This window comes from Streptomyces sp. NPDC055632 (assembly GCF_053618675.1).
In genome coordinates, this window is the sequence record NZ_JBSHHY010000032.1 from 1 (window position 1) to 17,496 (window position 17,496).

The following is a 17,496-nucleotide window of genomic DNA, read 5'->3' on the forward strand; positions in this document are numbered from 1 at the left end:
CAAGGGCAGCCACTTCCTTGCCTTCCTGGGCCTCGCCGCAGCTCTCACCTGCTACAAGAAACTCGCGAAACTCACCACGTGAGACAACCTCTAAGAGCTCGTAACACGATCATGTTTGGGTCTTCTTGAGGCGTCTCCAGCAGATGAGGCTGCAGGTGAGGGAGACGAGGGCGTCGTGGAGTTCGGTGCGGCGTTCCCATCGGACGGCGAGGCGTTTGAACTGGTGGAGGAGCGCGAAGGTCTGCTCGACGACGTAGCGGAGCTTGCCCGGGCCCTCGATGTTCGGGGCGTTTCTGCGGGAGATGACCGGCAGGATCCGGCGCTTGCGTGGTTCACGGCGGTTGGGGTCGGAGTCGTGGCCCTTGTCGCCGAGCAGGGCCTGGGGGCGTCGGCGGAGTCGTCCCGGGCGGCCGGGGCGACCCACGACGGGCGGGATGCCGTCGGCCAGGGCAAGGGTCTGGGCGGATGTCGTTGACATTGGCCGCAGTGGTGACGACCTTGAGCGGAGTGCCGCGTCCGTCGCGGATCAGATGGTGTTTGCTGCCGTCTTCCGCCGGTCCGCCGGTCGGCCGGCGACGGGCCGGTGTCGGCACCCCCTTTTTCGCGCGGACATGGGAGCCGTCGACGCATGCTCGGGACCGGTCCAGCTCGCCGGCCGCGTTCAGCTCGGTGAGCAGGATCCGGTGCGGCCGCTCGAAGACCCCGGCCTGCTGCCAGCGGTCCAGCCGCCGCCAGCATGTCTGGCCCGAGCCGAACCCCAGCTCCGAGGGCAGCAGTTGCCAGGCGATGTCGTTGATCAGCACGTACAGGATGCCCTGCAGGCACTGCCGGTCCGGCATCGGCCGAGGGCCGGGAGCCTTCTCCGGCCAGGGCGGCAACGACGGCTCGATCAACACCCACAGGTCATCGTCCACGATCCACGGCCGGGTACTCACACCATCCCGAACGGCCGAATCGTCACACCGGTCACGGCCGACCAGGAACGTTCAACAAGATCGTGTTACGAGCTCTAAAGGGTGTTGCGAAATACCCAGAACCGAGCCTTCTGCAACACCCTTTAAAGCGTGTTGCAGAGGGTCGTATCCGGGCGCAGGGCAGGGCCGGTTTCAGGGCCTGCCCGGTCATGCGGCGAGGGCGAGGTTGTGCAGGTGGGCGACGGCCTGGACCGCGTGGTGGAGGCCGTCGCCGCGCTGACGGCAGTCGCGAAGGATCTTGTAGTGCTTCATGCGGGCGAAGACGTGCTCGACCCGGGCTCTGACCCGCCGGTGTTCGGAGTTGTCCTCCTCCCCGCCGGGCAGCAGGGCCCGGGCGTTTGCGGTGCGGCACCACCACGACGGCGAGGGCCGCGACGAGGGCGAGGCCGTCGGCGGTGGCGGGCTGGCAGCGGCCGCAGTCGCTTGATCACCCGGCACACCGCCGCCGGCGAGACCCCGAACAGCGACGCGAGCTGCCGCATCGTGAGGTTCGTGCGGTAGTACACGGCCACCAGCAGCACCCGGTCCGCCGGCGGCAGGCACCACGGCCGACCGCCACCAGAACCGTTCCCGCCCCGTTCCCGTACGACCTTCACCAGCCGCTCGAACTGCCGCATCCGCAGCCCCGTGAACGTCTCCAGCCACAACGGTTCAGCCCTCAACGCCCCACGCATACAGGGGAAACGCCCGCTTCGCAGCCTTCTGCAACATGCTTCGGACCGGCGCACGCGCGGTGACACCGCCGTACCGTCACCTCGGCCGCCACGAGCACATGAGCGACAACGCCCAGGCCGTCGCCGGCCTGCTCTCCTACGGGCAGACCACAGGTCTGATCCCCGCACGGCAGAGATGAACATCGAGCCCGGCCGGAATCCTCGACGGCTCGCCGCCCACTGTGCACCAGCTCGTCAGGGACCCGGAACCGCAGCGGGCGGTCCTTGGGCGGGTGAAAGGCCCGGCTGCCCCGCAGGTCGGGAAGCGACACGGCGAAGACGTACTCCCCGTCCTTGTTGCGCTCGTCGAGTGGATAGAGGGCGAAGTGCCCCTTCCCCTCGTGCGCGACGTCGACGAGGACCGGACCGGACGGCAGTCCGGGCAGGATCGTCGGCCGGTCAGGGTCGGCCACCTCGATGCCGTACGACGTGATGAGCTCCGCGAGCCCTGGGCCGTACCCCTGACCGAGACCCTCGAACTTCCAGCCGTCCGCCTCCCTGAAGAAGACGCCGAGGGCGACTGCGGACACACCGACTTCCTCCGCCACCGTGTACGTGATGATGTCCGCTCCATCCGGTGCGACGGCCTTGAGGGCGGGAATCGTGTTGAAGGCGCTGTGCCGGGTCCAGCCGGCGACCACGATCCGCTCCACCGCCGGCTCGATACCGTTCAGATCCAGGACGAGCCCGTCGGGGCCGAGCCGGACCGCGTCCGACGGGCGCACGGGCTGACCGTGGAAGACCAGATCCGCATCGCCACGGACCCGGCCGGAGGGGTCCAGCAGCAACGCCGCCGTTTCCGCGCCGGCCGTACCGATGCGCAGAACAACCGATGGAACCCAGTGACCAGTGGCCTTCTCTATGTGGTCCGTGCCGCTCATCATGCGCCATGGACCATCAGGCCGTCGGCCGACTTCGACGACGCTTTCCCTCGAACCTCGAACCTCGAACCTCGAACCTCGAACCTCGGACACGGGTCACGCGGTTGATGCCAGCGCAGTCGGTGTTGTCCGGGGCACTGCCCCGTAGGCGATCGGGCTGCGGTGCCCGAGGGGAGTGGCGGCGTCGGATGTTGCAGCGGTACAGCCGGCGGAACGCATCGAGGCGGGCCTCACATCCGCTGGGCGAGCTCTACCGGCCCTGGAGCGGCTCGCGTTCGAACGCCGCCTTGAACGACTCGGCGAACACGTTGCCCGCGCTGAAGCCGTGGAGGGACTCGTCCGCCCGGATCCTGTCCGGACGGACGTGCTGCTCGTCGAGGTGCTCGCGTGGCGCCAGGCTCCGGGGGTGTGGACGCCGTCCGCCCATCGGGAGGTTCGGTTCCGAAGGTGTGATCATGAAGGGATGGAGCCTTCCGAGCCGTTCAATGTCCTTTCCCTTCGCCATGTTCCCGCGGATCCGAGGTCATGGCGATCGGCGGCGCGGATCCGCGTGCTGGTCGACGGGGCGGATGTCGTGGAGACGATCCACCCCGACAGCGATTCGAGTCTCTTTCACGAGATGCTGATCGGCCCGCCCGAAACGTGGCCGCTGAGGACCGGTAGCGAACCGCGGCGGGTCGAGCTGTCGAACAACTACTGCGTCACCGATTGCTGCGGGGGCGTCTTCGTGACCATCGAGCGATCTGGTGGTCTGGTGGTGTGGACGTGGGAGAACACGGACGACATCCGGGTGCGGCTGCCACCGGACTCCCACTTCGACGCCGACCGGTACGACGCCGAGCTGGACCGTTTCGTCGCCGACCACGGCTGGGAGGAGCCGGTCGACACCGCCGCACGCCTCCTGGCCCGGGAACTGCTCGCCCTCGACTGGTACCGGCGATGGAACTGCCTGACCCCGCCCTGGGGCTTCGGCGTCTCGGTCGGCGACCGTGGCGAGAAGGCCCACATCACGATGCGGTTCCGCGTCGAGGATTCGCTCCTCACGACGGCGTTTCGCCACTACACCATGCCCGTCACCGGGGACGAACCCGTCGAGGACCAGGTCCGTCGGTTCGCCGAACATATCGACACCTCCGACCCGCGCTCGACCGCACGGCACAGCTGATCCACTCCCGGACCGCTGAGCCCGGTAGCGAGGTTCGGCAACCAGGGATCGGACAACGATTCAACACCGCTCGTACCACTCCGCCCCTGCCCACAGGAACGACTCTTGCACGGGGAAACGGAGGAATCACATGGTCGGCCGGACAAGCCCTAGGAGTGGAAGGACGAAGACGAGTACGCGCACGTACGCCGCCTCGGCATCGTCTCCGGCGCCGAGCACCAGGACGTCGACGACGTCCGTGCCCAGGTGTTGGCGATGCTTGCCGAACGGTCCGGCGTCTTCACGTACGCGGAGCGACGGGCGACCTGGCGGTGGGAGCCGTGTAAAAGGGACACCCCTCGTTTCCGCAGGGCGCTTCGGGTGGGCAGCCGGTCACGTGCGAGGACACTTCTTTCCCGCGCGACAGCCCTGGGGGAAGAGGAACCGTGCTTCATCGGCGGGCCGGGCCCGCCTGCCACACTTGAGCGGTGCGTGCCGCGACTGGCGGCGCGGGGGAGAACGGATCTCAGCGTGTCCAGATGGATTGTGCTTGCCATACCCGTTGACGGTGTCAGTGAGATGGATCGAAACGCACGAACGCTCGCGGAATTCGACGGGAGTGCGGAGGAAGCCGAATCGGCCCTGCTGGAGGCGGCGAACACGTACACGCACAAGCTCTGGAAGGTGAACCGACGAGAGATCTTCAAGTGCTCCGGCCGGTCCTACTTCCTCCGCATCCACGGCCGAATGGCGACGTACGGGTTTCTGCTCCAGCTCGCCGAGTTGGTCCACGACACTGCGGAACCCACGAGCAAGTCTCCTGCCTGACCGAAAGCGGCCCATCGCCCATCACAGAAGCCGTGCCAGAACCCGTCCCCATGGACGGAGCGACCCTGACCGACATCCTCGCCACGCTCTGCATGCCATGCCAGGATGCCGCGTCTCGTTGCCCGTTGGCAGCCCTCGGAGGCAATGGGCAAGTCCTACCGGCGCCGCAGCCCGGCCGGAATCGTGGTCGACATGCACATCACGCATCTCCCCGGGCGCGGCCTCGTCGCCGCCGTCATCTCCTCGACCGGTGTCCGTCACGACGGCGCCCACGTCCTGTGGACGCTGGGCCGGAGGGAGCGAGTGGCCCGGGCGCGGACGGCTCCGTGCCCAGGCCGTCGGCCGGGGTCAGCCGCCGCAGGCGGAGCGGATCTTGTAGAAGGCGGAGAGGTACTTGGCGTGGTGGTCCGCGCTGGTGATCCGGACGAACGCCTCGTCCGCCGAGCGCAGTGACGAGCCGTTCAGGTTGGCGCTGCCGGTGTACACGCGGGGCGTGATGTCGCCGTTGTAGTCGCCGTCGATCAGGATCTGCTTGTTGTGCGGACGCACGTCGATGCCGGGTCCGTTCGGGATCATGCAGGCGCGGTGCTGGATGGAGGCGTTGGTGAGCGTGGTCTTCACCTTGGCCTCGGCGGAGGCGTACACGATGTCGATCCAGCAGCCCTTGGCGCGCAGGTCGGCGAGCTTGTTCGCGACCTGGATGCGGGAGTCGTTGAAGTAGAGCACGACGATGCGGATGTCGGTCTGGTGCCGCTTGCCGTCGGTGCCCGTGTAGGCGCACGCCACCTCGTCGAGGGCGTTGACGATGATGTCGCTGGCCGGGTTGTTGTAGGAGGAGTCGCCGCGCGGGAAGAAGTAGCCGCGGTAGGCGGAGCCGGTCGGGGTGGAGAAGTAGGCGTTGTTGTTGCCGCCCGCGAGGTACCGGCCGGCGCGGAGCTTCTCGTGGTAGGAGGCGTAGCCGTCGTAGACGGGGCCGTCGGTGAAGGTGACGGCGTCGTTGAAGGATTCGACCTTGTACCAGTTCGTGAGGTTGGAGGAGGTCTGGAAGACGACCTTGGAGTAGGTGGTCCCGTCGCCGAAGGGGCCGATGGAGGAGAAGAGGAAGAACTTGTTGTGGTTGTACGCCGGGCCGGGTGGCGCCACGCTCAGGCAGCCGCGCTGCACGTCGTCGACGCCGTCCGCGTCCTCGAAGCGGTCGTCGCAGACGACGACCCAGGAGCGGGCGGTGTTGGTGGTGTCGAGGCCGTTCTTGAGGGAGGTGTAGGCGGCGTTGGCGTATTCCTTGCCGTTGGCGTCGACGTAGGTCGAGTCGTCCACGACGAGCTTGACGTCGACCCCGCGCCCGTGCGCGGCGAGCAGCGCGTCGGCCACCGCCTGGTCGGCGAACTCGAACATCGAGCCGCGGATCGTCTGCCCGGCGGGCGTCGCGTTGACGAGGTCGACGAGCTGGGTGAAGATCGCCTTCTGCTGGGCGGGGGTGCCGAACGGGTCGTTGAAGACGGGCCCGTTGACGACCGGCTTGACGGGCGCGGCGGTCGCCTGGGGCGCGGGCGCGGCGGCGATTAGACCGACGGCGGTGAGCAGTGCGGCGAGGACCCGGGCGGGGCCGCCTGGCCGGCGAAGACCCGGCGTATCCGTACCCGTACGCGACCGGAGACGGGAACCGGAAGGTAAAGGGCGGCTAAATGTAAAGGACATGGCAACGACCATCTCACGGTGGGGCCGACACCTACCAGGTCACCCGCCCCGCCCTGCCTCCCGCCTCCCGCCCTGCCTCCCGCCCCGTCCCGCCTCCCGCCGATCCTCCGCGATGTGGCTTCAGGCAGGTTCCAGACCGGCTTCGGCCCGGCGGTGGCCGGCCGCCGCCAGGGCGTCCTTCACCTCGCGCACGACGCGGGCCGCGTCCGCGGGGTTGTTCACCACGTCCGTACGGTTCATGTCGACGACGAGGACGTCGCTGGCCGAGTAGTGGAGGTGGACCCACTCGTCGTAGCCGGACCACAGCGTCCGGTAGTACTCGACGAGGCCCGCATCCTGCTCGAAGTCGCGGCCCCTGAGCCCGATGCGGCGCAGCACCGTCTCGAAGTCGGCCCGGAGGTAGACCATGAGGTCGGGCGCCTTGCGGTAGGGCAGGCCGTCGATCTCGCGCATCATCTCGTCGAGCAGCCCCTCGTACACCCGCATCTCCAGGGCGCTGATGCGGCCGAGGTCGTGGTTGACCTTGGCGAAGTACCAGTCCTCGTAGATCGAGCGGTCCAGGACGTTGTTCCCCTGCTTGTACGCCTGCTTGATCGAGGCGAACCGCGTCTGCAGGAAGTAGAGCTGGAGCAGGAACGGGTAGCGCTTCGCCTGGATCTCCTCGGGCGTCGCCGTGTAGAAGAGCGGGAGGATCGGGTTGTCGTCCACGCTCTCGTAGAAGACCTCGCTCCCCAGTTCCCTGGCGAGCAGCTCGGCGACGCTCGTCTTGCCGATACCGATCATGCCGCCGACGCAGATCACTGCCATTCCTCACTTCTCCCTGGCCTCCCGCACTCCGCGGGCGCACGAGCGGCCGGTGCACCACCAGCCCCGCCAACACTACATCTGGGCAGGTGGTGCTCTCGCCACCCCAGATGTGGGGTGGCGCAAGTGCCCGGGAGGCGATCCGGGAGAGGGCCCGCATGGTGACGCGCCCGGGGTGGCGCCTCCCTCACTCCCTTACGGGCTCGTGCACGGTAGAGGGTGGGACGTCGAGGGCTTCGGTGGTGCCGGTGCTCGACCCTGTCGTCGAGCCTCCAGGTCCGCGGTCCGCCGGTCACAACAGACCGCCCACCGATTCATAGGCGATCCGGCGGCAACGAGCCCTCCGGCCAAGAGCGCGACGATCTCGTGGCAGGTCCAAGAGACAGCACCCAAGTCGGGCCGGGCGATGCGGCGGTGTGATGATGTCGGTCATGGCTATCGAATCAGTGGTCGTGCGGCAGCGCGTTGAGAATCTGGACGCGGCCGTGCCCTTCTACGAGAAACTCACGGGAAGCACCGCATCCCGTTTCGCCTTCGCCGGGGTCGCTCTGGCAAGCGTCGGCCCGTTCCTGCTGTTCAGCGGTCCGGACGAGGCCGTGCAGCGCGTCGCGAGCGTGGCGGCCACCCTGGCGGTCGCAGACTTGGACGCGGCGGTGGAAGAAGCGGTGGCGGCCGGTGCCGAGGTGGTGGCCGCCGCGTCCCCGACTCCGAACGGCCGCCGTGCCGTGCTGCGGCACCCCTACGGCGGGATCTTCGAGTACGTCGGTCCCTGACCTCCGCCCCTCTGTGAAGCCCCAGGTCGGGAACCTGGGGCTTCTGCGTTGCCCGATCCGGTTCCGGAACCACGCGCGGCCTGCGCGCCACACGGTCCCCGCGTGGCCCGAAGTGGGTGCTCCGGTCGGCGCGGGGCTCCGTGCCGGATCCGGTCAGGACGTCGTATCGCGCAGGTCGGGGCGGTTCCTGGGCAGTCCGAAGCCCGCCATCTCCTTCTCCTCGTAGGACAGGAATCCCAGGCTTCGGTAGAACGCGTGGTTGCGCCTGCCCTCCGCCGTCGACTCGTGGTCCGTGGACAGGAGGAAGAAGCGGCAGTGCGAGTATCGCCGCATGAGGTGCCCGACCAGGGCTCGGCCGACGCCCTGCCGGTGATGGGCGGGGTTGACCACGACGTCCTGGACGTAGCAGACGTGTTCGTCGTCGGAGATCGTGCGGGCCAGGCCGAGGAGCCTTCCCGAGCCGTCTCGCGCCGTGACGACCAGGTGGGAGTTGGCCAGGCCCCGGCACAGCCTGTCGACGTCGCGGGTGTAACCCTCCCATCCGACAGACTCGTAGAGGTCCAGCATTTCCGCCGGATCGAACACGTCCTCCGTCGCTACGAACACGCCGGAACCTCCCACAGTGCTTCGTGACACGTCAGTTCTCTCCCGTTCCCCGCTCGGACGGCCCGGCGGTCGTGAAGATCCGGTCCAGGTGGTGACGGAGCACCGCGATCGCCGACTCCGGACTCCGCTGGCCCACGAGGATGCCGGTGCCCATGGTCGCCGCCATCGCGAGCAGGCTGATCGCCTCCGTACGGGCGTCGGCGTCCGGGTCGGCCAGGCCGGCCCCCTGCGCCTGCTCGAGGAGTCCGGTCAGGGAGTCCTCCGCGGCGTCGGGGCTGTCGATGAAGGGCTGCGCGGCCAGTGCCCCATCGGTCACGGACAGGATCGCGTAGGAGGTGTACAGCAGGTGGAAAGTACGGCTCTCCCCGTCGGTCGGCAGCGAGGCCAGCAGCAAGGCCTCCACAGTGGCCCGCGGGCCCGGGTCCGGACCCGCGGCGGCCAGGCGGGCACCCGCCCTTGCGGTGAAGCGCTCGGTCAGGTGGTGGAGACCGTAGAAGAGCAGCTTCTCCTTGGTCTCGAAGTAGTACTGCACGAGGCGGAGCGACACGCCGGCCTCCGCGGCCACCTCGCGCATGCCGACGGCATGCAGCCCCCGCCGCCCCGCGACCTGGATGAGCGCCTCGGCGATCTGAGCGCGCCGCTCCTCGTGATCCACACGCTTCGGCATGTTCCCGTGTCTCCGCCTGTCGTCGATGGGTTCGCGCTCCACTGACCGAATCCTTTCATGATACTGCTGTACCACATTGATGATACGGTCGTACCACGAAGAACGGATCTTCACAGGAGGTGCCGCCGTGCCCGAGACCACCGCCCGCATACGCCGCGACGTCGGCCGCTATGTCAACGACGCTCTGCGCGACCGCTTCTTCGCCGCCGCCGACGTCCTCTACGCGATGGGGGCACCTGTCCGCTCCGAAACGGATGTGGAGACCAGCTTCGGCACCACCCACGTCTACCGGTACGGGCCGTCGGACCCCGCCGCCGACTCCCGGACGCCGATCGTCCTGATCCACGGCGCCGGCTACAGCTCGGCGATGTGGTATCCCAACACCCCCGGGCTCAGTCTCGACCGCCCCGTCTACGCCCTCGACACCCCGGGCGACGCGGGCCGCAGCGTCCACCGCGAGCCGATGTGGCAGCCCGAGCGGGCCGCGCAGTGGATGGACGAGGCCCTCGACGCGCTGGGTCTCGACCGGGTCCACCTCGTCGGCTCCTCCTACGGCGGCTGGCTGGTGCTCAACCAGGCGCACCGGCGGCCCGGACGGCTCGCCTCGGTCACCGCCCTCGACCCCGGCGGCCTGGAGAAGGTCGGCCTGCGCTTCTTCGCCTGGGTCTTCGTGAGCCTGTTCGCCACCTTCGCCCCCAAGGCGCTGCGTCCCCGGCTCGCCAAGTGGCTGGACCAGCCGGTCATCGCCGTCCCCGAGATGCGCGAGTGGATCCAGCTCGGCGCACGCGCGTACCGGATCCGCCGGCCCGCGCCGCTGCCGCTGACCGAGGACGCGCTGCGGTCCATCCGTACCCCGCTCTACGTCATCATGGGCAAGCACAGCCTGCTCGTGCACCCCGGGCGGCAGCTGGAACGCGTCCCGCGGCTCGTCTCCGGAGCCCGCGCCGAGATCATCACCGCGGCGGGGCACGGCCCGCAGATCGACCACCCCGACGTGGTCAACGCCCGCATGCTGTCCTTCATGGAGGACGTCGACTCCCTCGGCCCCGCTGCGACCGGCGTGTAGGACCGCGGCAGCGCGCGACGGCGCCGGTGGCATCACGCAGAGGCTGCCTCGTGCGGCTTTAGGCACCGCGAGCCCTTCAGACAGTCGCCCGTGGAACGCGGCAGATGTGCGGTTCCTTATCGCCCATGGCGGAAGGCGGTGGCGAACCAGGTGTGAACGGGAGCGAGTGTGGGTGACGCGGGCCAGCCGTTGATCGTCGCCACGAGTCGCCAGTAGCGCTCGGTGTGCGGGTCGGTGGCCGTCTGCAGGCGGGCGAGGAGCCAGCGCCGCAGATCGCCGTCGTCGGCATGCTCGAATGCGTAGCCGTAGAGGCCGCCCAGTGAATGACCGAGGGGTGCGTCTTCGGCAGAGGCCGAGAGGACGCCGGCGGACACGGCTTCGTCGAACCGTTCCCGCATCGCGTGGTCGAGAGCGTCGTGCAGCGCGCTGACGTCCTGTGGGGAAGGCTCTTGCGCCTGGTCCGCGGCTGTGCGGCGCAACGCGGTACGGAAGTCCGCGTTCTGGCAGAGTTCGGCGAGTTCCACCCAGGCCTCGGCCTGTTCGGGCGCGGGATCGTCGGGAAGCTCGGGAACGGCGGATCGCATGAGCGACACGAACTCGGGGTTGTCGTCGAGGTCCCCGAACACGTCGTCGACGAAGTCGGAGACCAACTGGTGCCGTTCGGCTCGGCAAAGCGTGGCGAGTCGGTTCGGTCGGCGGGACGATGCCCTTGTCGGAGTAGAACCGGATGGTCTTCACCGTCAAGCCGGTCCTGTGGGACAACTCTCCGATGGAATAGAGCGTGTCGCGTTCCATGCCCCCAGCTTGCTGTCTCCCCCCACGGGAGACTCAACCGGAGGCCAGGATTTCCTGCGAGGGCAGGGCTCCACGCGCCTTGTCGGCCATGCGCCGGACGGTGTCGCCCACGACCGCGGCGTCTCGGTACGGCCCGGACGCTGGCCGGCCCGCTGTCCAGCCAGGCCCGTCGTCCGGTGCCGAACCCTGGCACGCTCGCCCGGCGGAGACGAAGACGCGGTGGACCTTCGGGGAAGGAACACTCACACCGCCGACGGGTCTACGGCGGGCGTCGAACGGGTAGCCGTGGGCCCCGATCAGCGACAGCCTCAGGTCGTCGACATGGATCGGCAACGGGACACCAACGCCGAACGGGCCCTCGCCGGAGCCGGATGGGCGCCGCCCACCGGCCGCGTCGGCTCGATCGATCCGACGCAGCCGGGCAGCGACAGGGCAAACGCTGCTTGATGCGGCACTAGCCTCGGCTGCGCATCATCGACAACAGCAGTCCGTGGGTCTCCTCGTCGGCGGCGACCACAAGTCCACGGCCCGCCTCACCTGTCGGGGCACCGTCGATGCCGGTGACGACGCAGCCGGCGGCACGGCACAGAGCGATACCGGCCGCGAAATGCACGCTGCCGGAGAGGTCGCCGCCATCGGTGACATACGCGGCGCGCTTGCCGGCAGCCACCCAGGCCAGCGCCAGCGTCGTGGAGACGACGCGCGGCCGGAAGCGTTCGATGAACTCGGAGCGGGCCAGCAGATCCACGGCCCGGAATCCCGGCGCACTCGGAAACGGCGGATCCAGGTTGACATCCACCAATCGGGTGGCGGACGTGGGCGTCAGCAGCGCGTCGTCGGCCCCGTCACGCCGCACCCAGGCGGTCTCCCCGTCGGTGAAGAAGATTTCGCCGCTGAACGGGTCGGCCACGGCCGCCGCCCCGTCGCGCAGCGCCACGTTGACGGCCACCAGCATGTTGCCGACGGCGTAGTTCAGCGTGCCGCACAGGGGATCCACCAACCACTGGCGCACGGCGCCGGCGGCGCCCTGCTGCCCGCCTTCCTCGCCGAGCACCGAGTCGTCGGGCCGTGCGGCACGGATGACGCCGAGGATCTTCTTCTCGGCCTCCACATCGGCGGCGGTGGCGAAGTCCCCGGCACCCTTGTCGATGCGGTCGAGTCGCCGGCCGTACATGTTGCGGATCACGTCCGCGCCGGCCCGCGCCCCCGCTATCGCGACCGCAGCGTCGTCGGAACTTGCGTATGAGTTGATCATGCCGTGCAGCCTACTGAGGCGAAACTGCCGCTCCGGCGGACTTTCCCGGTCGGAGTACTGGCACTCCAGCAGCGGTTCGTGTCCTGAGCCGGTTCTTCGCCGGCAGTGGCAGCGTCTGGCGGTGGCTTGTCGACGACGTCGTCAGGTGGGCCATGCCCGCGCGTCCTCCGCTCACCGCCTTGTGGGCCAGGTCCGATCGGATCCTGCCGCATCTCGACGAGCGTCGTCGGCTCCACCTGACCAGCGAGGCCGCAGCGATCGACCACGGTGGAATCGCCCTGGTGGCTGCAACCCGACCGCCGCCAACCGGGTGGTCACGTGCCGGCCCGGCATCCGTCGAGTTCGAGCCCGGCGTATACAGCTCGACAGGATGTTCCCGGCCCCACGTCGGAGGCTTTCCATGCACATCGTGATCGGACTGATCGTTGTCGCCGTCCTGACGGGCGCCTTCGTTCTTGGAGCACGTCTCCGGGAGAAGGAAGGCCCCTGCCCACGGCCGCAGGACCATCCTCGGCGACCGGCCACCGACCGGCCGCCGGGGGAGTGGTCCGAATACCTCCGCCCCGCGGCCGTCCCCCGGCGCGACCATGCGCACCGGCTGCGACCGCACCAGATGCGGGGCCGCACGGAACCGGTTCTTCCGAGCGACGACTGAATACGTCCCCACCACGGCCCGCTGTTCCCGTGTCAGGGGCCGTGATGTTGCGCGAGCGACAACGGCCGGCCCGGCCTGTGTCCGGGCCGCCGCGGACTCCTCGGATGCGAGGGACCGTCGCGGAGCAGCACCTCGCCTCATGCGCCGGAAGGAGTGGGGCGAACTCCGCGCGGGAATTGGAGTGTTCCCCCTCTGTCAGCTCTTGCTGACGGTGCAGCCGTAGGTCGAGGAGCCCGACCCGCTGTAGGCCTCCACGTCCACGTAGTAGGTGCTGGATCCGCTTGCCGTGCGGGTGAAGGTCACCGATTCGTCGGAGCCCGCGCCGTCGTTGACCGAGCGCTCGAGCGTGCTTCCGGTGGAGTCGAGCCAGTACAGATCTGCGTCGTAAGCCGTCGGGACGGCGCAGTTCACGGTGGCGGTCTGTCCGGAGGCGAGGCCGACCTTGAAGTAGTCGCGGTCGCTGGTGGACTTCATGCTGCCGGTGATCGATCCGGGGAGTGCCAGGGCGGTGGCGTCGTCGGCCGTGTCCCGGGTGTCGTTCGGCTCGCTCTCGGCGAGGCTGCCGCCCCCGCCCTGGCTGCCGCAGTCCGTCACGGGCGTGCCGCTGTAGAGGTTGGGGTCCGGCGTGCCGTTGGTGACGCTGCGCAGGTAGTAGCCGCAGGTGGGCCGGTTCTTGAAGTCGAAGGTCGTGCCGGGTGTGAGGCGCCAGATCTTGAAGTCGGAGTAGGTCAGCGGCTTGCGGTCGACCGCCTGCTCCGGCTGGTGGTCGCCGAGCACGACGTAGGCGTCCTTGCCGTACTGCGTGGCCATGCCGTTGCGGTCCAGGAACAGGGAACCCCCGCCCTCCTCCACCCCGACCGCCCACGCGGCACCGTTCGTGGTCAGGCCGTCCTTGATGGCCCTGGCCACGAAGGCCATGCTGCGGCCCATGCGGTCGCGGGCGACGAAGTGGGAGTCGTTGATGACACCGCCGTAGTTCGCCCACTGGAACATGCCGGTGGTGAAGCCGATGTAGCGGTCGTAGGGGTTGGCGAGCGCCTCGGAGCTGGTGACGCTGCCGTTGCAGGCGTCGTAGACGAGGGGACTGTTGATGTGGTGGCCGGCGCTTCCGCCGCCGGAGCCGCCGCCCTTGGCGACGACGGATTCGACGGACGCTTCGAGCGCGGTGCCCTTCCACGCGGCGTACCGGCACTGGTCGCCGCCGGCGAAGTAGACGAACTCGGCGTTGCGGACGTCCGTGTTGACCTGGCTGTTGTTCCCGTCGGCTGCCGCGGTGAGCGTCCACGTCGTACAGGAGTTGACGCCGGTCAGGCCCATCACGGTGTCGCACTCGGGGGTCCGGCTTCCCGACGTCGGGGCCGATCCGGCCAGGACGACGACGTCGATGCTGCCGGAGCCGCCGCGGATCTCGTCGACGGCGCGGGACATCGAGGCGGCCACGACGCCGCCGGCGCCGTTCATCGTGAACGCGGGGCCGTTCCACGACGTACGGCTGACGTCCGAGGCCGATCCGAGCCGGATGCGACTGGCGGCTGCTTCCGAGGGGTGCTGGGCCGTGAGGGTCATGGCTGTGGCGAGTACGGCCACTGCGGCCATGGGGGCCGCCTTGCGGGCGAGGCGTAGTGGCATGGGTCTGCTCCTGAACGGGGGAGGAGGAACGCCAAGACTCCGACAGCCGAGCTTTCGGCCAACTCCTTGGCGATGTGGGTTGGTAGCGGAACATACAAGCAAGCCTTGTAAGGCGGAAGATGTAAGAGCGTCTTCTTTCGTGAGCCTCTCGATGGACGGCTGTTATGTCCGTCAATCAAAGCTTTTGGGTGATAGGACTGAAGGGAAAGTGTCACGTTACGTGAATGTAACGTGAGGTACATCTATGCAATGAGCTGCTCGATCTGTAACTTCCTGGGTGTGTCCTGACGGCTGAAATCCGTTGGCGAAGAACCCCCGAGAGGTCCGACCCGATGCGTACTCGTGTTACCCGCCCGTTCGTGGCTGCCGCTGTAGCGGCCTCGGCCCTTGTCACCCTCGCCTCCTGCGGCGACCCCGACCCCGCCCCCGCGGGGAACGCCGTGGTCTCGGTCGCCGGTGTGGAGATCAAGAAGGACCAGGCCCTGCACGACCTCCTCCCGGACGCCATCAGGAAGGCGGGGAAGGTCCGGGTCGCCACCGACGTCCCCTACCCGCCCTTCGAGATGTACGTGAAGGAGGGAGGGACCGCACTGACCGGCCTGGACTACGACCTGGGCCAGGCGCTCGGCGGCAAGCTCGGCGTGACCTTCGCCTTCGCCCCGCAGAAGTTCGACGGCATCGTTCCGGCCATCCAGGCCGGCAAGTTCGACGCCGCCATGTCGGCGATCACGGACAACAAGGAGCGTCAGCAGGTCGTCGACTTCGTCGACTACTCGCAGTCCGGCTCGGGCGTCCTCGTCGCTGAAGGCAACCCCTCCGGGATCGAGAACCTGGACGACCTGTGCGGCCTGAAGGTCGCCGTCCAGGCCGCCACCAACCAGCTCGACCTGCTCAAGTCCCACCAGGACGCCTGCGCGAAGGCGGGCAAGGGCAGGATCGACATCCAGACCTTCCCCAAGGACTCCGACGCGCAGCTCGCCCTGCGCTCGGGCAAGGCCGTCGCCCAGGTGCTGACCAAGCCCGCCGCCGGCTGGGTCGCCAAGACCGCCGACGCCGGCAAGGCCTTCGACCTGGTCGAGGACCCGACGGCGCCCGGCGGCTACAACGCCTCGCCCAACGGCATCGCGATCAGCAAGCAGCTGCCCGAACTGACGGAAGCGGTCCAGAAGGCACTGCAGGCGCTCATCGACGACGGCACCCTCGTCAAGATCTACGACAAGTACGGCGTCGCCTCGATCGCGGTCAAGGAAGCCACCAGGAACGCGGCGGTGGACTGAGCATGATCGACACCAGAACCCCCGACAGCGCCACGACCGCCGGTGCGACTGGTACCCACGACCTGGAGATCGTGCCCGTTCGCAACTACGGACGCTGGATCGCCGCCGTCGCCTCGCTGCTCGCCCTGGTCGGACTGATCGGTTCCCTGGCCAAGAACGACAACCTGCACTGGGACGTCGTCGGGAAGTACCTCTTCGCCGACCTCGTCTTCGACGGCCTGGCCACCACCTTGTGGCTGACCGCCGTCGCCATGCTCCTCGGCCTGGCGCTCGGCACGTTGATCGCCGTCATGCGCCTGTCGTCCAGCCCCGTGCTCTACGGTCTCGCCGGCGCCTTCGTATGGGTCTTCCGCGGCACCCCGCTGCTCGTACAGATCATCTTCTGGGGTTACGCCGCCGCCCTCTACAAGTACGTGAAGATCGGTGTCCCCTTCACCGACATCACCTTCTTCCAGGCCGAGACGAACAGCCTGCTGACCCCCGCGATCGCGGCCCTGCTCGCCCTCGGCCTCAACGAGGCCGCCTACGCCTCCGAGATCGTCCGGGCCGGCATCCAGTCCGTCGACCCCGGCCAGACCGAGGCCGCCCACTCGCTCGGCATGCGGCCCGCGCTCACGATGCGCCGGATCGTCCTGCCCCAGGCCATGCGCGTGATCATCCCGCCGATGGGCAACGAGACGATCAACATGCTCAAGATGACCGCCCTGGTCTCGGTCATCTCCGCCCACGACCTGATGTCCAACATCCAGGACGTGTACGCCCAGAACTACCAGGTCATCCCCATGCTGGTCGTCGCCAGCCTCTGGTACCTGGCCCTCGTGACCCTGCTGAGCATCCCCCAGGCGTGGCTGGAGCGCCGTTACGGACGCGGCACCGCGCGCGACGGACACGTCTCCCCGCTGCGCCGCCTGCTCGGCGGAACCGCGGGCCCGGCGGGACACAAGAAGAAGAAGGAGGAGGACCGATGAGCACCCCCATGGTGCGCGCCGAGGGCGTGTGCAAGCACTTCGGCAGGCTGGAGGTCCTCAAGGGCATCGACCTCACCGTGGAACGGGGAGAGGTTTGCTGCCTCCTGGGACCCTCGGGCTCGGGCAAGTCCACCTTCCTGCGCTGCATCAACCACCTGGAGAAGGTCGACGGTGGAAAGCTCACCGTCGACGGCGACCTCGTCGGCTACCGGCAGCAGGGAGACAAGCTGTACGAGCTGCGCGAGCGCGAGGTCGCCGACCGCCGCCGCGACATCGGCATGGTCTTCCAGCGCTTCAACCTCTTCCCGCACATGACGGCCCTCGACAACGTCATGGAGGCCCCCGTCAAGGTCGCCGGAGTGGCGCGGGCGGAGGCTCGTGAACAGGCCCACGCCCTGCTCGAACGGGTCGGCCTGGGCGACCGTGCCGGCCACTACCCCGCCCAGCTGTCCGGCGGACAGCAGCAGCGCGTGGCCATCGCCCGCGCGCTCGCCATGAAGCCCAAGCTGATGCTCTTCGACGAGCCGACCTCCGCCCTGGACCCCGAACTCGTCGGCGACGTCCTCGACGTCATGCGACAGCTCGCCGCCGACGGCATGACCATGGTCGTCGTCACCCACGAGATCGGCTTCGCACGCGAGGTCGGCGACACCGCCGTCTTCATGGACGAGGGCGTTGTCGTCGAGGCCGGCGACCCCCGCCGGGTCCTCGTCGAACCGGAGCAGGACCGCACCCGCGCCTTCCTGTCCAAGGTCCTGTGAAC

The 17,496-nt window shown here is 68.6% G+C and carries 18 protein-coding genes and 2 pseudogenes; 8 read left to right on the forward strand and 12 right to left on the reverse strand.

What is annotated here, in order from left to right:
• Positions 1 to 109: 109 nt before the first annotated feature.
• The 4 genes and pseudogenes from ACWGSR_RS29840 to ACWGSR_RS29855 all read right to left on the reverse strand — a co-directional run bounded on the left by ACWGSR_RS29840 (position 110) and on the right by ACWGSR_RS29855 (position 3,025).
• A protein-coding gene (locus ACWGSR_RS29840) for an IS5 family transposase (protein WP_453571172.1) occupies positions 110 to 917 on the reverse strand; the annotation gives its coding sequence in 2 pieces (ribosomal slippage) (positions 110 to 463 and positions 465 to 917; 807 coding nt in all).
• A gap of 204 nt (positions 918 to 1,121) precedes the next feature.
• Positions 1,122 to 1,648, reverse strand: a pseudogene (locus tag ACWGSR_RS29845) (transposase family protein).
• Entirely contained in the window at positions 1,633 to 2,571 is a 939-nt protein-coding gene (locus ACWGSR_RS29850; RefSeq protein ID WP_453570986.1) for a TerD family protein, read from the reverse strand. The pseudogene ACWGSR_RS29845 and the gene ACWGSR_RS29850 overlap by 16 nt, the downstream one beginning before the upstream one ends.
• Positions 2,572 to 2,818: 247 nt before the next feature.
• Positions 2,819 to 3,025, reverse strand: a complete 207-nt coding sequence (locus ACWGSR_RS29855; RefSeq protein ID WP_376236817.1) for a hypothetical protein — start codon at positions 3,023 to 3,025, stop codon at positions 2,819 to 2,821.
• A gap of 6 nt (positions 3,026 to 3,031) precedes the next feature.
• Between ACWGSR_RS29855 and ACWGSR_RS29860 the strand changes: the two genes are divergently transcribed.
• Both ACWGSR_RS29860 and ACWGSR_RS29865 read left to right on the forward strand, forming a co-directional pair.
• A complete protein-coding gene (locus tag ACWGSR_RS29860; RefSeq protein WP_453570989.1) occupies positions 3,032 to 3,733 on the forward strand; it encodes a hypothetical protein in 702 nt (233 codons plus the stop codon).
• A 510-nt stretch (positions 3,734 to 4,243) separates the two neighbouring features.
• Positions 4,244 to 4,540 carry a hypothetical protein gene (locus tag ACWGSR_RS29865; protein ID WP_376236821.1) on the forward strand — a complete coding sequence of 99 codons (297 nt, stop codon included), beginning with the start codon at positions 4,244 to 4,246 and terminating at the stop codon, positions 4,538 to 4,540.
• A 348-nt stretch (positions 4,541 to 4,888) separates the two neighbouring features.
• Here the strand turns inward: ACWGSR_RS29865 and ACWGSR_RS29870 are convergent, their stop codons facing one another.
• Both ACWGSR_RS29870 and ACWGSR_RS29875 read right to left on the reverse strand, forming a co-directional pair.
• Positions 4,889 to 6,238 carry a phospholipase D-like domain-containing protein gene (locus ACWGSR_RS29870; protein WP_453570993.1) on the reverse strand — a complete coding sequence of 450 codons (1,350 nt, stop codon included), beginning with the start codon at positions 6,236 to 6,238 and terminating at the stop codon, positions 4,889 to 4,891.
• Between the two features lie 120 nt (positions 6,239 to 6,358).
• The gene (locus tag ACWGSR_RS29875; RefSeq protein ID WP_376236825.1) at positions 6,359 to 7,045 is read right to left on the reverse strand and encodes a deoxynucleoside kinase; all 687 of its coding nucleotides are present in this window, start codon (positions 7,043 to 7,045) and stop codon (positions 6,359 to 6,361) included.
• A gap of 419 nt (positions 7,046 to 7,464) precedes the next feature.
• On the opposite strand from ACWGSR_RS29875, the gene ACWGSR_RS29880 reads away from it, so the two are divergent.
• Positions 7,465 to 7,815, forward strand: coding sequence for a VOC family protein (locus tag ACWGSR_RS29880; RefSeq protein WP_453570996.1), 351 nt, complete (start codon positions 7,465 to 7,467; stop codon positions 7,813 to 7,815).
• A gap of 153 nt (positions 7,816 to 7,968) precedes the next feature.
• On the opposite strand, the gene ACWGSR_RS29885 is transcribed toward ACWGSR_RS29880, so the two are convergent.
• On the reverse strand, positions 7,969 to 8,421 hold the full coding sequence (locus ACWGSR_RS29885; protein ID WP_376236831.1) for a GNAT family N-acetyltransferase: 453 nt from the start codon (positions 8,419 to 8,421) through the stop codon (positions 7,969 to 7,971).
• Positions 8,422 to 8,452: 31 nt separating this feature from the next.
• Complete coding sequence (locus tag ACWGSR_RS29890) at positions 8,453 to 9,088, reverse strand: TetR/AcrR family transcriptional regulator (RefSeq protein ID WP_453570999.1); 636 nt, start codon at positions 9,086 to 9,088, stop codon at positions 8,453 to 8,455.
• A gap of 127 nt (positions 9,089 to 9,215) precedes the next feature.
• Here ACWGSR_RS29890 and ACWGSR_RS29895 point away from each other — a divergent pair, with 127 nt between their 5' ends.
• Positions 9,216 to 10,154, forward strand: a complete 939-nt coding sequence (locus tag ACWGSR_RS29895; protein WP_453571002.1) for an alpha/beta fold hydrolase — start codon at positions 9,216 to 9,218, stop codon at positions 10,152 to 10,154.
• Positions 10,155 to 10,270: 116 nt separating this feature from the next.
• Here ACWGSR_RS29895 and ACWGSR_RS29900 read toward each other — a convergent pair whose 3' ends face one another.
• The 3 genes and pseudogenes from ACWGSR_RS29900 to ACWGSR_RS29910 all read right to left on the reverse strand — a co-directional run bounded on the left by ACWGSR_RS29900 (position 10,271) and on the right by ACWGSR_RS29910 (position 12,204).
• Positions 10,271 to 10,804, reverse strand: coding sequence for a hypothetical protein (locus tag ACWGSR_RS29900; RefSeq protein WP_453571005.1), 534 nt, complete (start codon positions 10,802 to 10,804; stop codon positions 10,271 to 10,273).
• Positions 10,805 to 10,877: 73 nt separating this feature from the next.
• Positions 10,878 to 10,949 (reverse strand): annotated as a pseudogene (locus ACWGSR_RS29905) (hypothetical protein); the annotation flags it as partial.
• Between the two features lie 454 nt (positions 10,950 to 11,403).
• Positions 11,404 to 12,204 (reverse strand): inositol monophosphatase family protein, encoded by an 801-nt coding sequence (locus ACWGSR_RS29910; protein ID WP_453571008.1) that lies wholly within the window; start codon positions 12,202 to 12,204, stop codon positions 11,404 to 11,406.
• A 400-nt stretch (positions 12,205 to 12,604) separates the two neighbouring features.
• On the opposite strand from ACWGSR_RS29910, the gene ACWGSR_RS29915 reads away from it, so the two are divergent.
• Positions 12,605 to 12,859 carry a DUF6479 family protein gene (locus ACWGSR_RS29915; protein ID WP_376236844.1) on the forward strand — a complete coding sequence of 85 codons (255 nt, stop codon included), beginning with the start codon at positions 12,605 to 12,607 and terminating at the stop codon, positions 12,857 to 12,859.
• A gap of 195 nt (positions 12,860 to 13,054) precedes the next feature.
• Here the strand turns inward: ACWGSR_RS29915 and ACWGSR_RS29920 are convergent, their stop codons facing one another.
• On the reverse strand, positions 13,055 to 14,488 hold the full coding sequence (locus ACWGSR_RS29920) for a hypothetical protein (protein WP_453571011.1): 1,434 nt from the start codon (positions 14,486 to 14,488) through the stop codon (positions 13,055 to 13,057).
• Positions 14,489 to 14,847: 359 nt separating this feature from the next.
• Between ACWGSR_RS29920 and ACWGSR_RS29925 the strand changes: the two genes are divergently transcribed.
• From ACWGSR_RS29925 to ACWGSR_RS29935, 3 genes are read left to right on the forward strand one after another with little or no spacing between them, the layout of a single operon-like run.
• Positions 14,848 to 15,765: an ABC transporter substrate-binding protein gene (locus tag ACWGSR_RS29925; RefSeq protein ID WP_453571014.1), complete on the forward strand. Its 918-nt coding sequence runs from the start codon at positions 14,848 to 14,850 to the stop codon at positions 15,763 to 15,765.
• A 2-nt stretch (positions 15,766 to 15,767) separates the two neighbouring features.
• Positions 15,768 to 16,733: an amino acid ABC transporter permease gene (locus ACWGSR_RS29930; protein WP_453571017.1), complete on the forward strand. Its 966-nt coding sequence runs from the start codon at positions 15,768 to 15,770 to the stop codon at positions 16,731 to 16,733.
• The gene (locus ACWGSR_RS29935) at positions 16,730 to 17,494 is read left to right on the forward strand and encodes an amino acid ABC transporter ATP-binding protein (RefSeq protein ID WP_453571020.1); all 765 of its coding nucleotides are present in this window, start codon (positions 16,730 to 16,732) and stop codon (positions 17,492 to 17,494) included. Before ACWGSR_RS29930 ends, ACWGSR_RS29935 begins: the two co-directional genes overlap by 4 nt.
• Positions 17,495 to 17,496 lie beyond the last annotated feature (2 nt).

What these genes read in the sequence shown, in the direction of transcription:
- ACWGSR_RS29850 (WP_453570986.1), bottom strand. Translation starts at nt 2,571, where the DNA reads ATGATGAGCGGCACGGACCACATAGAGAAGGCCACTGGTCACTGGGTT.
- ACWGSR_RS29855 (WP_376236817.1), bottom strand. Translation starts at nt 3,025, where the DNA reads ATGATCACACCTTCGGAACCGAACCTCCCGATGGGCGGACGGCGTCCA.
- ACWGSR_RS29860 (WP_453570989.1), top strand. Translation starts at nt 3,032, where the DNA reads ATGGAGCCTTCCGAGCCGTTCAATGTCCTTTCCCTTCGCCATGTTCCC.
- ACWGSR_RS29870 (WP_453570993.1), bottom strand. Translation starts at nt 6,238, where the DNA reads ATGTCCTTTACATTTAGCCGCCCTTTACCTTCCGGTTCCCGTCTCCGG.
- ACWGSR_RS29875 (WP_376236825.1), bottom strand. Translation starts at nt 7,045, where the DNA reads ATGGCAGTGATCTGCGTCGGCGGCATGATCGGTATCGGCAAGACGAGC.
- ACWGSR_RS29880 (WP_453570996.1), top strand. Translation starts at nt 7,465, where the DNA reads ATGTCGGTCATGGCTATCGAATCAGTGGTCGTGCGGCAGCGCGTTGAG.
- ACWGSR_RS29890 (WP_453570999.1), bottom strand. Translation starts at nt 9,088, where the DNA reads ATGCCGAAGCGTGTGGATCACGAGGAGCGGCGCGCTCAGATCGCCGAG.
- ACWGSR_RS29910 (WP_453571008.1), bottom strand. Translation starts at nt 12,204, where the DNA reads ATGATCAACTCATACGCAAGTTCCGACGACGCTGCGGTCGCGATAGCG.
- ACWGSR_RS29915 (WP_376236844.1), top strand. Translation starts at nt 12,605, where the DNA reads ATGCACATCGTGATCGGACTGATCGTTGTCGCCGTCCTGACGGGCGCC.
- ACWGSR_RS29920 (WP_453571011.1), bottom strand. Translation starts at nt 14,488, where the DNA reads ATGCCACTACGCCTCGCCCGCAAGGCGGCCCCCATGGCCGCAGTGGCC.
- ACWGSR_RS29930 (WP_453571017.1), top strand. Translation starts at nt 15,768, where the DNA reads ATGATCGACACCAGAACCCCCGACAGCGCCACGACCGCCGGTGCGACT.
- ACWGSR_RS29935 (WP_453571020.1), top strand. Translation starts at nt 16,730, where the DNA reads ATGAGCACCCCCATGGTGCGCGCCGAGGGCGTGTGCAAGCACTTCGGC.